17 protein-coding genes are annotated in these 14,213 nt (G+C 60.6%); 16 read left to right on the top strand and 1 reads right to left on the bottom strand.

Annotated features, from left to right (window positions below; all coding sequences use genetic code 11):
• Positions 1-51: 51 nt before the first annotated feature.
• Positions 52-630: a Maf family protein gene (locus BFW87_RS03910; protein ID WP_078738664.1), complete on the bottom strand. Its 579-nt coding sequence runs from the start codon at positions 628-630 to the stop codon at positions 52-54.
• A 105-nt stretch (positions 631-735) separates the two neighbouring features.
• Here BFW87_RS03910 and BFW87_RS03905 point away from each other — a divergent pair, with 105 nt between their 5' ends.
• The 16 genes from BFW87_RS03905 to BFW87_RS03830 all read left to right on the top strand — a co-directional run bounded on the left by BFW87_RS03905 (position 736) and on the right by BFW87_RS03830 (position 14,178).
• A complete protein-coding gene (locus BFW87_RS03905; protein WP_017737760.1) occupies positions 736-1,266 on the top strand; it encodes a YceD family protein in 531 nt (176 codons plus the stop codon).
• A gap of 13 nt (positions 1,267-1,279) precedes the next feature.
• Positions 1,280-1,462 carry a 50S ribosomal protein L32 gene (gene rpmF / locus BFW87_RS03900; RefSeq protein ID WP_008152339.1) on the top strand — a complete coding sequence of 61 codons (183 nt, stop codon included), beginning with the start codon at positions 1,280-1,282 and terminating at the stop codon, positions 1,460-1,462.
• 4 nt (positions 1,463-1,466) lie between these two features.
• Positions 1,467-2,477 carry a phosphate acyltransferase PlsX gene (gene plsX / locus BFW87_RS03895; RefSeq protein WP_078738663.1) on the top strand — a complete coding sequence of 337 codons (1,011 nt, stop codon included), beginning with the start codon at positions 1,467-1,469 and terminating at the stop codon, positions 2,475-2,477.
• A gap of 126 nt (positions 2,478-2,603) precedes the next feature.
• Positions 2,604-3,542, top strand: coding sequence for an ACP S-malonyltransferase (gene fabD, locus BFW87_RS03890; RefSeq protein WP_078738662.1), 939 nt, complete (start codon positions 2,604-2,606; stop codon positions 3,540-3,542).
• Positions 3,543-3,567: 25 nt separating this feature from the next.
• The gene (fabG, locus tag BFW87_RS03885) at positions 3,568-4,311 is read left to right on the top strand and encodes a 3-oxoacyl-ACP reductase FabG (RefSeq protein ID WP_078738661.1); all 744 of its coding nucleotides are present in this window, start codon (positions 3,568-3,570) and stop codon (positions 4,309-4,311) included.
• A gap of 192 nt (positions 4,312-4,503) precedes the next feature.
• Positions 4,504-4,740: an acyl carrier protein gene (gene acpP, locus BFW87_RS03880; protein WP_016973676.1), complete on the top strand. Its 237-nt coding sequence runs from the start codon at positions 4,504-4,506 to the stop codon at positions 4,738-4,740.
• A gap of 126 nt (positions 4,741-4,866) precedes the next feature.
• The gene (gene fabF, locus BFW87_RS03875; protein ID WP_078738660.1) at positions 4,867-6,111 is read left to right on the top strand and encodes a beta-ketoacyl-ACP synthase II; all 1,245 of its coding nucleotides are present in this window, start codon (positions 4,867-4,869) and stop codon (positions 6,109-6,111) included.
• Complete coding sequence (gene pabC / locus BFW87_RS03870) at positions 6,111-6,926, top strand: aminodeoxychorismate lyase (RefSeq protein ID WP_078738659.1); 816 nt, start codon at positions 6,111-6,113, stop codon at positions 6,924-6,926. Before fabF ends, pabC begins: the two co-directional genes overlap by 1 nt.
• A gap of 1 nt (position 6,927) precedes the next feature.
• Complete coding sequence (gene mltG, locus BFW87_RS03865) at positions 6,928-8,073, top strand: endolytic transglycosylase MltG (protein WP_078738658.1); 1,146 nt, start codon at positions 6,928-6,930, stop codon at positions 8,071-8,073.
• 19 nt (positions 8,074-8,092) lie between these two features.
• The gene (gene tmk / locus BFW87_RS03860; protein ID WP_078738657.1) at positions 8,093-8,725 is read left to right on the top strand and encodes a dTMP kinase; all 633 of its coding nucleotides are present in this window, start codon (positions 8,093-8,095) and stop codon (positions 8,723-8,725) included.
• Positions 8,718-9,707, top strand: a complete 990-nt coding sequence (locus BFW87_RS03855) for a DNA polymerase III subunit delta' (RefSeq protein WP_078738656.1) — start codon at positions 8,718-8,720, stop codon at positions 9,705-9,707. The genes tmk and BFW87_RS03855 overlap by 8 nt, the downstream gene beginning before the upstream one ends.
• Before the next feature lie 63 nt (positions 9,708-9,770).
• The gene (locus tag BFW87_RS03850) at positions 9,771-10,556 is read left to right on the top strand and encodes a TatD family hydrolase (RefSeq protein WP_078738655.1); all 786 of its coding nucleotides are present in this window, start codon (positions 9,771-9,773) and stop codon (positions 10,554-10,556) included.
• Between the two features lie 445 nt (positions 10,557-11,001).
• A complete protein-coding gene (locus BFW87_RS03845) occupies positions 11,002-11,670 on the top strand; it encodes a TetR/AcrR family transcriptional regulator (protein WP_078738654.1) in 669 nt (222 codons plus the stop codon).
• 139 nt (positions 11,671-11,809) lie between these two features.
• Complete coding sequence (locus BFW87_RS03840; RefSeq protein ID WP_078738653.1) at positions 11,810-12,778, top strand: GTP 3',8-cyclase MoaA; 969 nt, start codon at positions 11,810-11,812, stop codon at positions 12,776-12,778.
• A 217-nt stretch (positions 12,779-12,995) separates the two neighbouring features.
• On the top strand, positions 12,996-13,601 hold the full coding sequence (locus BFW87_RS03835; RefSeq protein ID WP_078738652.1) for a DUF4823 domain-containing protein: 606 nt from the start codon (positions 12,996-12,998) through the stop codon (positions 13,599-13,601).
• Between the two features lie 16 nt (positions 13,602-13,617).
• Complete coding sequence (locus BFW87_RS03830; protein WP_078738651.1) at positions 13,618-14,178, top strand: DUF1285 domain-containing protein; 561 nt, start codon at positions 13,618-13,620, stop codon at positions 14,176-14,178.
• The last annotated feature ends 35 nt before the right edge of the window (positions 14,179-14,213 follow it).

Raw genomic sequence — 14,213 nt, 5'->3', positions numbered from 1 at the left:
CCCTCCGCTATCGCAGGCAAGCCAGCTCCCACAGTTGGTTTTGCGGTGTGCTTAAGGGGTTTGCACGCCTTCAGCCAGCAACATATCCACCAGTCGGATCAACGGCAGCCCTATCAAGCTGGTCGCATCCGGCCCTTCAGTGCTCTGAAACAAGCTCACGCCCAGCCCTTCAGCCTTGAAGCTGCCCGCACAATCGTACGGTTGCTCGATCCGCAGATAGCGCTCAATCCGCTCAACATCCAGCACGCGCATCTGCACGCTAAACGTCACGCAATCCACCTGGCAGCGCCCCGTCTCGCTGTTAAGCAGTGCCAGGCCTGTGAGAAAGCTCACGCGTTTGCCACTGGCTGCCAGCAATTGCTCGCGGGCGTTTTCAAACGTATGAGGTTTGCCGATAATGCGTCCCTCAAGCGCCGCCACTTGATCGGAGCCGATGATCAAATGACCTGGATGGCTGCCGGCAAGCGCACGCGCTTTTTCTTCAGCCAGTCGCTTGACCAACTCAATCGCGGATTCATTTTCGCGATGACTTTCGTCGATGTCCGGCGAGCTGCAGATGAACGGTAGGTGCAGGCGGCTCAGCAATTCCCGGCGATAAACCGAGCTGGATGCGAGTAATAAAGGCAGCATGGGCGTCTCCTCAAGGCAGTCGCGGATTCTAACGGGGCGACCCGCTGACGCACAGGGCTGAATTTCCTTTGACATGGCCGGGTGCATCCCTATAATGCTGCGCCTATGTTGAATGACCCGATTCCACCTCACGTTGACCCGCGCAAATTGGCTGATCGTGGCACTTCCCTTCAAGGTGAACTGCTGCTGGCCGATTTGGAGAGACTCTGCGACCCGCTTTCCGACACTGTCGGTACGGTGCAGGCCAAATTCGTTTTTGAACGAGATGAACGTAAGTCTGTGGTAATCCACAGTTTTATCGACACCGAAGTCAAAATGGTTTGCCAGCGTTGTCTTGAGCTGGTCACCCTGCCGATTCACAGCGAATGCAGTTACGCTGTGGTGAAGGAGGGTGCGAATACCCAGTCGTTGCCGAAAGGTTATGACGTGCTGGAACTGGGCGAAGATCCTTTGGATCTGCATGCACTGATCGAGGAGGAGCTTTTGCTCGCCTTGCCCATTGTGCCTGCTCATCATCCGGAAGAATGCCAGCAGCCGGAGGGGCTTGATGACGAGCCCGAGCCGAGCGAGGACGAGGTAACGCGGTCCAACCCGTTCAGTGTATTGGCGCAGTTAAAGCGTGACCCAAACGTTTAGGAGTTAATCAATTATGGCTGTTCAGCAGAACAAAAAATCCCGCTCTGCCCGTGACATGCGTCGTTCGCACGATGCCCTGACGGCAAGCACTCTGTCTGTAGAAAAAACCACCGGTGAAATTCACCTGCGTCACCACGTATCGCCAGAAGGCGTATACCGTGGTCGTAAAGTGATCGACAAGGGCGCTGACGAGTAATCACTTGTCTGCTCTAGTCATCGCGATAGACGCAATGGGCGGGGACTTCGGTCCCCGCAGCATTGTTCAGGCCTGCATTGCCAGCCTGTCTGCAACGCCCTCGCTGCACCTGACCCTTGTCGGTCAACCCTCACTCCTTGAAGAACTGATTGCCAGCCATCCGGCGGTGGATCGCGCGCGCCTGACGATTACGCCAGCCAGCGAAACCATCACCATGGATGACAAGCCAGCGGCAGCGCTGCGCGGCAAGCCCGACTCTTCTATGCGGGTGGCTCTGGAGCTGCTGCGTGATGGCAAGGTGCAAGCCTGTGTCAGCGCCGGCAATACCGGGGCGTTGATGGCGTTGTCGCGGCATGTGCTCAAGACGCTGCCAGGGATTGACCGGCCGGCGATGGTCGCGGCAATTCCAACGCAGAAAGGCTATTGCCAGCTGTTGGACCTGGGCGCGAACGTCGATTGCAGCGCCGTACACCTGCTGCAGTTTGCGGTGATGGGCTCGGTCGCCGCCGAGGCGCTGGGCGTGGCCCGGCCGCGGGTGGCCCTGCTGAATATCGGCACCGAAGACATCAAGGGTAACCAGCAGGTCAAGCTCGCCGCCACGTTGCTGCAAGGCGCGCCGGGCTTGAACTACATCGGTTTTGTCGAAGGTGACGGTGTGTACCGCGGCGAGGCGGATGTGGTGGTGTGTGACGGGTTTGTCGGCAATATCCTGCTCAAGTCCAGTGAAGGCCTGGCGACCATGATTGCCACGCGCATCGAGGCGTTGTTCAAGCGCAACCTGGTTTCACGCATGGTTGGTGCCCTGGCGCTGCCTTTGATGAAGCGCCTGCAGGCTGACCTGGCACCCGCGCGGCATAACGGCGCGAGCTTTCTCGGCTTGCAGGGCATTGTAATTAAAAGCCATGGCTCGGCCGGTGTGCAGGGCTTTCAGAGTGCGATTGCGCGGGCCTTGATCGAGATTCAGGAAAACCTGCCGCAGCGCTTGCACGGCCGTCTTGAGGATCTGTTGCCTTAGGCGAATCGGCCCGGGAGTGCTTAAATGTGACCGGCCAGTTCAATTGACCATCCAATCTGTCAGTTTCGTGCGCTCCCACCGTAGGAGTGCGCATTTTTGACGACCAGATCATTAGGGGCTTGTTACATGTCTACATCCCTCGCATTCGTCTTTCCAGGGCAGGGTTCGCAGTCCCTCGGCATGTTGGCCGAGCTGGGCGCGCAATACCCGCTGATCCTGGAAACCTTCAAAGAAGCTTCCGATGCCCTGGGTTACGACCTGTGGGCGCTGACCCAGCAGGGGCCGGAAGAGCAACTCAATCAAACCGATAAAACCCAGCCGGCCATTCTGACCGCTTCGATCGCCCTGTGGCGCTTGTGGCTGGCCGAAGGCGGCGCGCGCCCGGCATTTGTTGCCGGTCACAGCCTGGGTGAATACAGCGCCCTGGTGGCTGCCGGCAGCCTGACCCTGGCTGAAGCGGTCAAGCTGGTCGAGCGTCGTGGGCAGTTGATGCAGGAAGCCGTTCCGGCCGGGCAGGGCGGTATGGCCGCCATCCTGGGTCTGGACGATGCGGTGGTGATCGAAGCCTGCGCCGAAGCGGCGCAAGGCGAAGTGGTCAGCGCGGTAAACTTCAACTCCCCTGGCCAGGTGGTCATCGCTGGTGCCAAGGCCGCTGTCGAGCGCGCCATAGAAGGCTGCAAGGCCCGTGGCGCCAAGCGTGCGCTGCCGTTGCCGGTGAGCGTGCCGTCCCATTGCGAGCTGATGCGCCCAGCTGCCGAGCGTTTTGCCGAGTCGATTGCCGCCATCAACTGGCAGGCGCCGCAGATCCCGCTGGTGCAGAACGTCAGCGCGGCCGTGGCCGCCGACCTCGACACCCTCAAGCGCGACCTGCTGGAACAACTCTACAAGCCTGTGCGCTGGGTTGAATCGGTCCAGACCCTGGCGGCCAACGGCGCCACCGAGCTGGTCGAGTGCGGCCCGGGCAAAGTCCTGGCCGGCCTGAACAAGCGCTGCGCCGACGGCGTGTCGACTGCCAACCTGAATACCCCTGACGCCTTCGCTGCCGCACGCGCGGCGCAGGCCTGAACCCCTGAACGTAGGAGAAGCCTGCATGAGTCTGCAAGGTAAAGTTGCACTGGTTACCGGCGCCAGCCGTGGCATTGGCCAGGCGATCGCCCTGGAACTGGGCCGTCAGGGCGCCATCGTGATTGGCACCGCCACTTCCGCCTCGGGTGCTGAGCGTATCGCCGCCACCCTGAAGGAAAACGGCGTGCAGGGCACCGGCCTTGAACTGAACGTGACCAGCGATGAGTCGGTTGCTGCCGTGCTGGCTGCAATCACTGCACAGTTCGGCGCACCGGCTATTCTGGTGAACAACGCTGGTATCACTCGCGACAACCTGATGATGCGCATGAAAGACGACGAGTGGTACGACGTGGTCGATACCAACTTGAACAGTCTGTTCCGCCTGTCCAAGGGCGTTCTGCGCGGCATGACCAAGGCGCGTTGGGGCCGAATTATCAATATTGGCTCCGTAGTGGGTGCCATGGGCAACGCAGGCCAAGTAAACTATGCCGCGGCGAAGGCCGGTCTGGAAGGTTTCAGCCGTGCATTGGCCCGTGAAGTCGGTTCGCGTTCGATTACGGTCAACTCGGTGGCCCCAGGGTTCATCGACACCGATATGACCCGTGAACTGCCCGAAGCACAGCGTGAAGCCTTGCTGACACAAATTCCGCTGGGTCGTTTGGGCCAGGCTCAAGAGATCGCGAATGTGGTCACTTTCCTGGCATCCGACGGTGCGGCATACGTGACTGGGGCTACAATCCCGGTGAACGGCGGGATGTACATGAGTTAAATTGTGACGGATCGCTTCAAAAAAATGTCATACGAGCTGTCTAAAATCCGTTATAAAGCTGCAACTTAATTTATAGGCAGGTGGTCTGCCGGGTACAAGGGTGAAGCTTTCAGTTGAAAAGCTGAAAAGCCTTTCTATACACTTACCCACTGGCCAGCTGCCTGAATTTGTCCATTAGGAGTTAAACAAGGTATGAGCACCATCGAAGAGCGCGTCAAGAAAATCGTTGCCGAGCAACTGGGCGTCAAAGAAGAAGAAGTGACCAACTCCGCTTCCTTCGTAGAAGACCTGGGTGCCGATTCCCTTGACACCGTTGAGCTGGTGATGGCTCTGGAAGAGGAATTCGAGACCGAAATCCCGGACGAAGAAGCTGAAAAAATCACTACTGTTCAAGCTGCTATCGACTACGTTACTGCCCACCAGGCGTAATAGTTTGTAGTCGTCGCTTGCTGTTGGGAAAAACCGCACTGCTGTAACGGCGTGCGGTTTTTTCTTTAGCGGTGATCAAAAGTGAGCTCTGAAGCAAAGTGTCGTCATTAGAAAAAGGAGAGTGCTGTGTCGCGTAGACGCGTCGTAGTCACCGGTATGGGTATGTTGTCGCCACTGGGTACGGATGTGCCGAGCAGTTGGCAGGGCATTCTGGCTGGCCACAGTGGTATTGGTCTGATCGAACACACGGACCTTTCTGCCTATTCCACCCGTTTTGGCGGCTCGGTAAAGGGCTTCAATGTCGAGGAATATCTCTCGGTCAAAGAGTCCCGCAAACTCGACCTGTTCATTCAATACGGCCTGGCGGCCGGTTTTCAGGCAGTGCGTAACGCCGGTCTGGAAGTCACTGACGCCAACCGTGAGCGCATCGGCGTGGCCATGGGTTCGGGTATTGGCGGTTTGACCAATATCGAAGAAACCAGCCGCACGCTGCACGATTCCGGCCCCCGTCGAATTTCACCGTTCTTCGTACCGGGCTCGATCATCAATATGATTTCCGGTTTCCTGTCCATCCACTTGGGTGCACAGGGGCCTAACTACGCCATCGCCACGGCGTGCACCACGGGCACTCACTGCATCGGCATGGCGGCGCGCAATATCGCTTATGACGAAGCGGACGTGATGATCGCTGGCGGCGCCGAAATGGCGGCCTGCGGTCTCGGTATGGGCGGCTTCGGCGCGTCCCGTGCACTGTCGACCCGCAATGACGAACCGACCCGTGCCAGCCGTCCGTGGGACAAGGGCCGTGACGGTTTCGTGCTGTCCGACGGCGCCGGTGCGCTGGTCCTGGAAGAGTTGGAGCACGCCAAGGCGCGTGGTGCGACCATTTATGCCGAGCTGATCGGCTTTGGCATGAGCGGCGACGCCTACCACATGACCTCGCCACCGTCCGACGGTGCCGGTGCCGCGCGTTGCATCACCAACGCCCTGCGCGATGCAAAGGTCAACGCCAACCAGGTGCAGTACATCAACGCCCACGGCACCTCGACACCGACTGGCGACTTGGCGGAAGCCGAAGCCATCAAGTCGGTGTTCGGCGAGCACGCCTACAAGCTGGCGGTCAGCTCCACCAAGTCCATGACCGGCCACCTGTTGGGTGCGGCGGGGGCGGTGGAGGCGATCTTCAGCGTCATGGCCATCAAGGATCAGGTCGCTCCGCCGACCATCAACCTCGATGAGCCGGACGAAGGCTGCGACCTGAACTTCGTGCCTCACGAAGCGCAGCCGATGCCGATCGACGTGGTGATCTCCAACTCGTTCGGGTTTGGTGGCACCAACGGTTCCCTGGTGTTCCGCCGGTTCGCCGAGTGATGCACAGCTGGGTCGACGGTCAGCCAGAGGGCAGCGTGCCCCTGAAAGATCGCGGCCTGGCCTACGGCGACGGGTTATTTGAAACAGTCGCCGTCAAGGCCGGGCAGCCCGTGCTGCTCGACCGCCACCTGCAACGCCTCGCCGAGGGTTGCAGGCGCCTCGCTTTCGTGGCGGATCACGCGTTGATCCGCAGCGAAGTGCTGGCCTATGCCGCCGCCCTGGGCGACGGTGTACTCAAGTTGATCCTCACCCGTGGCGACAGCCTGCGCGGTTATGGCATCAACCCTGGCGCCCCTGTGCGCCGTATCTTGCAGGGCAATCCGCCCGCTACCCATCCCCAAGCGCATGGAACCGACGGCATCCGCCTGTTTCCGTGTGTCACCCGTTTGGCCGAGCAGCCATTGCTGGCCGGACTCAAGCACCTGAATCGCCTCGAACAAGTGATCGCCCGCGCCGAGTGGCAGGACGCCGAGCATGCCGAAGGTTTGATGCTGGATATGTCTGGCCGCGTGATCGAAGGCGTGTTCAGTAACCTGTTTCTGGTGCGCAACGGCGTCTTGCTGACCGCTGATCTGAATCGTTGCGGGGTCGCCGGCGTGATGCGCGCCGAGATCCTGGCGCAGGCGCACGCCCTGGGCATCCCGCTGGCCGTGGCCGACATCAGCCTTGAGCAGTTGCAACAGGCCGACGAAGTCTTTGTGTGCAACAGCGTGTATGGCATTTGGCCGGTGCGCGGCTGTGCTGCGATGAGCTGGCCGGTTGGGCCGCTCACCCGTAAACTGCAGGGCATTGTTCGCGCGCTATTGGATATTTGAGTTGATACGAAAACTGGTTTTACTGCTGCAGATCGGTCTGGTCTCGGCAGGCTTGCTGCTGGGCTTCTCGGCCTGGAAGCTCGACTCTGCCCTCAAGCAGCCCCTGAATCTGACCGGGGAACAATTACTCGATGTGCCTGCCGGGGCCACCCCGACGGGCACCTTTAATCGCCTTGAAAACGATGGTGTACTCGACGACGCCTTTTGGCTGCGGCTGTACTGGCGCTTCAACCTCGACGGTCAGCCCCTGCACAGCGGCGAATACCGCATGACCCCGGGCCTTACCGCTGAAGGCCTGATCGGCCTGTGGCAACGCGGTGAAGTGGTGCAATACAGCCTGACGCTGGTGGAAGGCTGGAACTTCCGTCAGGTGCGCGCCGCCCTGGCCAAGCACGAAAAGATCGTGCAGACCCTGTCCGGCCTCACCGACAGCGAAGTGATGGACAAGCTCGGCCACCCCGGCGTGCACCCCGAAGGGCGCTTCTTCCCTGACACCTATCGCTTCGTGCGCGGCATGACCGATGTCGACTTCCTGAAAAAAGCCTACAACCGCCTCGACGATGTGCTCGCCCAGGAATGGAGCAAGCGCGCCGCCGATGCGCCGTACACCGATCCTTATCAGGCGCTGATCATGGCCTCTCTGGTCGAGAAGGAAACCGGCGTGCCCGAAGAACGTGGCCAGATCGCCGGTGTGTTCGTGCGTCGCCTGAAAATCGGCATGCTGTTGCAGACCGACCCCACAGTGATTTACGGCCTGGGCGAACGCTACAACGGCAAATTGACCCGCGCGCACCTCAAGGAAGCCAACCCCTACAACACTTACATGATTGCCGGCCTGCCGCCGACGCCGATCGCCATGGTCGGCCGTGAGGCGATCCATGCCGCGCTGAACCCGGTGGCGGGCAGCAGCCTGTATTTCGTTGCCCGAGGCGATGGCAGTCATATTTTCTCTGACGACCTGGATGCGCATAATGCCGCCGTGCGTGAGTTCCAGCTCAAGCGTCGCGCCGATTACCGCTCCAGCCCGGCGCCGGTGGTGAAACCCGCGGACGATCAGACGCCAAAGGCCGACGTGCCCGCTGATCAACCCGCCGCAACACCGACCGAGCCCGCGCCGGACACCGCCGCGCCGCAAAGCCCGCAATGACTCTGACTAAGGACCGCCTGTGACTGGCTTGTTTATTACCCTGGAAGGCCCGGAAGGCGCCGGCAAAAGCACCAACCGCGATTACCTGGCCGAGCGCCTGCGTGCCGAAGGTATCGAGGTGGTGTTGACTCGTGAACCAGGCGGTACGCCGCTGGCCGAGCGCATCCGTGAAGTGCTGCTGGCCCCGGGCGAAGAACAGATGCATCCGGATGCCGAGCTGCTGCTGGTGTTCGCCGCCCGTGCCCAGCACCTGGCCGAAGTGATCCGTCCGGCGCTGGCACGTGGCGCGGTGGTGATTTGCGACCGGTTTACCGATTCGACCTATGCCTATCAGGGCGGTGGCCGGGGCTTGTCCCTCGAGCGTATCGCAACGCTGGAAACCTTCGTGCAGGGCGACCTGCGTCCGCACCTGACCCTGGTGTTCGACTTGCCGGTGGAAATCGGCATGGCCCGCGCCAGTGCGCGCGGTCGCCTGGACCGCTTCGAGCTGGAAGGCCTGGCCTTCTTCGACGCTGTACGCAGCGCATTCCTCCTGCGCGCCAAGGCCGAGCCTGCGCGTTATCACCTGCTGGATGCGGCCCAGCCGTTGGCCCAGGTACAGCAAGCCATCGATGCACTGCTGCCGACACTTCTGGAGCGCGCCCGTGGCTGAAGCCTATCCGTGGCAGGACAGCCTCTGGCAGCAATTGGCCGGTCGTGCCCAGCACGCCCATGCCTATTTGCTGCACGGGCCGATCGGCATCGGCAAGCGTGCGCTGGCCGAGCGCCTGATGGCCAGCTTGCTGTGCAAGCAACCGGTGAACCTGGAAGCCTGCGGCGAGTGCAAATCCTGCCTGCTGCTCAAGGCCGGCAGCCACCCGGACAACTACCTGCTGGAACCCGAGGAAGCCGACAAGGCAATCAAGGTCGACCAAGTGCGCGACCTGGTCAGCTTTGTGGTGCAGACCGCGCAAATGGGCGGGCGCAAGGTGGTGCTGATCGAGCCGGTTGAGGCGATGAACATTAACGCCGCCAACGCTTTGCTCAAGAGCCTGGAAGAGCCTTCTGGCGATACCGTGCTGCTGCTGGTGAGCCACCAGTCCAGCCGCTTGCTGCCGACCATTCGCAGCCGTTGCGTGCAGCAGGCTTGCCCGCTGCCGAGCGAGGCCATGAGCCTGCAGTGGCTGGCGAAAGCGCTGCCGGAATGTTCTGAAGACGAACGGGTTGAGCTGCTGACGTTGGCCGCAGGCTCCCCCTTGGCAGCCGTGAAACTGCAAGCCCAAGGCGTGCGTGAGCAACGTGCGCTGGTAGTGGACGGCGTGAAGAAGCTGCTTAAACAGGAACAGTCAGCGACGCAATTGGCCGAAGGCGCCTGGAAGGACATTCCCTTGCTGCTGCTGTTCGACTGGTTCTGCGACTGGTCGAGCCTGATCCTGCGCTACCAGCTGACTCAGGACGAAAACGGCCTGGGCCTGCCGGACATGCGCAAAGTCGTGCAGTACCTGGCGCAAAAAAGTGCGCAGGACAAAGTGCTGAATATTCAGGACTGGATCCTCGCCCAGCGCCAGAAGGTGCTCGGCAAAGCCAACCTCAATCGCGTGCTGTTGCTTGAAGCGCTGCTGGTGCAGTGGGTGGGCTTGCTCGGCCGTCGTTAATTTCCTTGGCTGACAGGTGTATCGTCGGCCAGACACTCTCCGTGAACAAAGTTGTCACTCCCTATGCTCGTAGATTCCCATTGCCACCTCGATCGCCTAGACCTCGCCCAGCACGGCGGCTCCCTCGACGCCGCCCTTGAAGCGGCGCGCCAGCGTGGGGTAGGGCACTTTCTGTGCATCGGCGTGAGCGCCGAAAACGCCGCCGACGTTAAAGCCCTGGCTGATCGCTATGCCGACGTGGATTGCTCGGTGGGCATTCATCCACTGGACTTGAAACCCGGCGAAGCGCCTGCGCTGGACTGGTTGCTGGGCGAGCTCAACCACCCGCGCGTGGTCGCCATCGGCGAAACCGGGCTGGATTACCACTACGAGCCTGAAGCCGCCGAGCTGCAACAGGCCTCGTTCCGCCTGCACCTGCAAGCCGCCCAACACACCGGCAAACCGGTGATCGTCCACACCCGTGGCGCCCGCGCTGACACCCTGACCCTGTTGCGTGAAGCCGCGCTGCCCCAAGCGGGCGTGCTGCACTGCTTTACCGAAGACTGGGACATGGCCAAAGCCGCGCTGGACCTGGGTTTCTACATTTCCCTGTCGGGCATCGTCACCTTTCGCAACGCCGAAGCCCTGCGTGACGTGGCGCGCCAGGTGCCGGCCGACCGGCTGCTGGTGGAAACCGACTCGCCGTACCTGGCGCCCATTCCCCATCGCGGCAAGCCGAACCTGCCGGAATACGTGCGTGATGTGGCGGACTATTTGGCGATGCTGCGCGGTGAGTCGTACGAGCGATTTGCCGAGCAGACCACCGAGAACTTCAAGCGCCTGTTCCCGCTGGCTCACGTCGCGGACTGAGAGGGTCAAATCGCAGGCAAAAAAAACCCGGGTTCTGGGGGGTGAATCCGGGTTAAGACCATTAGGAGTAAAACAATGGCACACAGTCCGTCGGTACCCCGGGTCAACGCGTCACTTGGGGGAGATGCCGCGTCGACTACTGAAGTATTGATCAGTATCTGATTCAGTCCAGTCGCGATTGGTCGTTTTTTAAACAGATTTGGAATACGCGCGCTTCGCTTGAGTTCTCATTGCGCAGGTGCACGGGTGTAGTTGTTGCGTATTATTTCTGACTGAGAGCCGTGAAAACGTTGGCGCGCTGAAAGTTAAGTGCATAACGGGTTCACATAGGCGTTGCCCAACGACTGTTCAGTCGGGATAATCCCTCGCACCAGGTAAATCGTATCGCCACGTATCCGTGGCCCTGCGCAACCCTCCCACATTGACCTCTGCAGACCTCTTCCTCATGCAAAAAGAACCCCGTAAGGTCCGTGAGTTTCGCCGCCGTGAGCAGGAAATTCTCGACACCGCACTCAAGTTGTTCCTCGAACAAGGTGAAGACAGCGTCACCGTCGAGATGATTGCGGATGCCGTGGGTATCGGCAAAGGCACGATCTACAAGCACTTCAAGTCCAAGGCCGAGATCTACCTGCGCCTGATGCTCGACTACGAGCGCGACCTGAACGAGTTGCTGCATTCGGCCGATGTCGACAAGGACAAGGAAGCCCTGTCGCGGGCCTACTTCGAGTTCCGCATGCGCGACCCGCAGCGCTACCGCCTGTTTGATCGCCTGGAAGAGAAGGTGGTCAAGGGCCATCAAGTGCCGGAGATGGTCGAAGAACTGCACAAGATCCGCGCGTCGAACTTCGAGCGCCTGACGCTGCTGATCAAAGGTCGCATCAGCGAGGGCAAGCTGGAAGATGTGCCGCCGTACTTCCACTACTGCGCCGCCTGGGCGTTGGTGCACGGCGCCGTGGCGTTGTACCACTCGCCGTTCTGGAGCAATGTGCTGGAAGATCAGGAAGGCTTCTTCCAGTTCTTGATGGACATCGGCGTGCGCATGGGCAACAAGCGCAAGCACAGCACCGAGCTGCCGAGCGCAGAACCAAAGAACAGCGAAACCCCGGCTACGTAAGTCATTCGCCACAGTGATGGCCCAATGATTTACTGCCAGGGGCAGTGCCCCAGGAATATACTCAGGCAAGGATCTTGCTAAAAGTTGAATTATAAGTCAGCTTTTAGCGCGCCCGAATCATCCTCTGCCGGAGTGATCCATGATCGTTGATCGTCAAGGCAGGCGTTTTCGCAATTTGCGGATCAGCCTGACCTCAGCCTGCAATTACGCGTGTACCTACTGCGTGCCTAACGGCAAGCGGCTGGTGGCTGCCCAAGACGAGCTCTCGGCCGAAGCCATGGCGCGTGGCGTGGCCTATCTGATTGAAGCGGCGGGCATCGACCGCCTGCGCATCACCGGCGGCGAGCCGCTGGTGAGCCCCAAACTGGAAGCCTTCATGGGCGCGGTGGGGCAGATGGGCCTGAGTGACATCAGCCTGACCACCAACGGCCAATTGCTGGCACGTAAACTGCCGCTGCTGGTGGGTGCGGGGATCAAGCGCATCAACGTCTCGCTGGATACGCTGGACCCCGACGCCTTCCGCAGCATTGCCCGTGGCGGCGACCTGGCGACCGTGCTCGACGGCATGGACCAGGCCCGCGCTGCCGGGATCAAGATCAAGGTCAACATGGTGCCGTTGCGTGGGCAGAACCTGGATCAGGTGATGCCGCTGCTCGACTACTGCCTTGAACGCGGTTACGAATTGCGTTTTATCGAGCTGATGCGCATGGGCCACTTGGCCAAAGACTCGAATGCCTTCCTGCAACAATTCGTCAGCCTGCAACAACTGCTGAGCCTGATCGGCGAACACCACGAATACCTGCAAGCCAACGCCCCGGTGGACGCCACCGCAGTGCGCTACGAAGTGCCGGGCAAGGGCTTCTTCGGCGTGATCGCCAACGAAAGCGTGCCGTTCTGCCGCACCTGTTCACGCCTGCGCTTGTCCTCGACCGGCTGGCTGCATGGCTGCCTGTCGTCGAGCAACCGCCACTATGTCGGTGATCTGCTCGACAAGCCGCGTCATCAGGCCCTGCCTGCGCTGCAAGGCCTGTTGATGAAGGCGCTGGGTGATAAGCAGGAAGTCGCCTTCTCGGGCGGCGCGACGATCATGAAAATCATCGGCGGCTAGCCGAGTCCCTTGCAGGCACTGGCTTCTGTGGGAGCTGGCTTGCCTGCGATTGCATCAACGCTGTGTGACTGATAGACCGAGGTGCTTGCATCGCAGGCAAGCCAGCTCCCACACAAGCCCGGTTCCCACATTTGATTTGTGTTGCCGTTAAGTGGCGCAGAACCTGCATCTCACGCCCATTCGCCGGTTTTCCGTCACCGGCTTCTGGAGGATTAGGATGCGTAGTCTGGTTTTGTTGCTGGCGTCATTGACGCTGAGTGGTTGCATGACCGTCAGCGATATGGCCGAAGGCACCCGCTATCAGATGAGCGACGCCGGGCTGCTTGACCACAGCGATACCCGTCGCACCGCGTCGATCCGCATACAGCCGGACTCCTTTGTTTTCATCGCCCAAGGCGCCTTCGTGCCGCCGGGCAGCGCCTACCCGCGACCTAACGTGGTGGCTGAAGAGGCCTTCAACGGTTTCGTCGAATACTTCCCGATGGTGCGCCGCGCGCGCAAGCCTGAAGGCCTCGAACAAGCCATGTCCGAAGCCCGCGCGGCCGGCGCTCACTACCTGCTGTATTGCCGCTTTGCGGCAGCCGATGACCGCATCGGTAACGCTGATGAGTGGACCGACCAGCAAGCCCTCGACCGCGTGGGCCTGGACAGCGGCGTGATCCAGATCATGTTGATCGAGACCAGCACCCAGTATTTGATTGATACTGCACGCATTCGCAGTCGTGGCGGTTTACTGACGTTCCACGATAACAAGCCAGAAGACCTGATCGCCCGCCCCCTGGCACAGTACGCTCGCGGCCTGCTGGGGATGAGTGATCAGTAAGCCAGAGGACTACCCGATGACCGATTCCGCCAAGGCCAATGACCTGTTGGCTCAACTGCCCAAGGGCAAGGGACCGGCGCCGGTGCACCTGTGGAACCCGGATTTCTGCGGCAATATCGACATGCGCATCGCCCGCGACGGCACCTGGTTCTACCAGGGCACGCCGATCGGGCGTAAGCCGATGGTCAAGCTGTTCTCCAACATCATCCGCCGCGATGGCGATGACTATTTTCTGATAACGCCCGTGGAAAAAGTCGGCATCACCGTCGATGACGCGCCGTTTGTCGCCGTTACCCTGGAAGTCGAAGGGCAGGGCGAAAGCCAGGTTTTGCGCTTTACCACCAATGTTGACGATCAAATCCAGGCTGGCCTCGAACACCCGCTGCGGGTGGTGATCGATCCCATCACTCAAGAGCCCGCGCCCTATCTGCGAGTTCGCACCAACCTCGAAGCCCTCGTGCATCGCAACGCGTTCTACCAATTGGTCGAGCTGGCGGTGAGCCGTCCGATCAACGGTCAGAACTGGCTGGGCGTCTGGAGCAGCGGGGAGTTTTTCCGCATTGGCCTGGAGCCCTGAGGCCGGTTTTTTCATCTCTCTGAAATAATTCGCTT

Origin of the sequence: Pseudomonas fluorescens (genome assembly GCF_002022275.1) — a bacterium.
GTDB lineage: Bacteria > Pseudomonadota > Gammaproteobacteria > Pseudomonadales > Pseudomonadaceae > Aquipseudomonas > Aquipseudomonas fluorescens_AJ.
Note: the sequence above shows the minus strand (reverse complement) of the source record. Positions and strands in the feature narration are given on the sequence as shown.

Bases quoted from the DNA above. Each gene is read 5' to 3' on its own strand.
- BFW87_RS03910 (WP_078738664.1), bottom strand. From the start codon at position 630: ATGCTGCCTTTATTACTCGCATCCAGCTCGGTTTATCGCCGGGAATTG.
- BFW87_RS03905 (WP_017737760.1), top strand. From the start codon at position 736: ATGTTGAATGACCCGATTCCACCTCACGTTGACCCGCGCAAATTGGCT.
- rpmF (WP_008152339.1), top strand. From the start codon at position 1,280: ATGGCTGTTCAGCAGAACAAAAAATCCCGCTCTGCCCGTGACATGCGT.
- fabD (WP_078738662.1), top strand. From the start codon at position 2,604: ATGTCTACATCCCTCGCATTCGTCTTTCCAGGGCAGGGTTCGCAGTCC.
- fabG (WP_078738661.1), top strand. From the start codon at position 3,568: ATGAGTCTGCAAGGTAAAGTTGCACTGGTTACCGGCGCCAGCCGTGGC.
- acpP (WP_016973676.1), top strand. From the start codon at position 4,504: ATGAGCACCATCGAAGAGCGCGTCAAGAAAATCGTTGCCGAGCAACTG.
- pabC (WP_078738659.1), top strand. From the start codon at position 6,111: ATGCACAGCTGGGTCGACGGTCAGCCAGAGGGCAGCGTGCCCCTGAAA.
- BFW87_RS03850 (WP_078738655.1), top strand. From the start codon at position 9,771: ATGCTCGTAGATTCCCATTGCCACCTCGATCGCCTAGACCTCGCCCAG.
- BFW87_RS03845 (WP_078738654.1), top strand. From the start codon at position 11,002: ATGCAAAAAGAACCCCGTAAGGTCCGTGAGTTTCGCCGCCGTGAGCAG.
- BFW87_RS03840 (WP_078738653.1), top strand. From the start codon at position 11,810: ATGATCGTTGATCGTCAAGGCAGGCGTTTTCGCAATTTGCGGATCAGC.
- BFW87_RS03835 (WP_078738652.1), top strand. From the start codon at position 12,996: ATGCGTAGTCTGGTTTTGTTGCTGGCGTCATTGACGCTGAGTGGTTGC.
- BFW87_RS03830 (WP_078738651.1), top strand. From the start codon at position 13,618: ATGACCGATTCCGCCAAGGCCAATGACCTGTTGGCTCAACTGCCCAAG.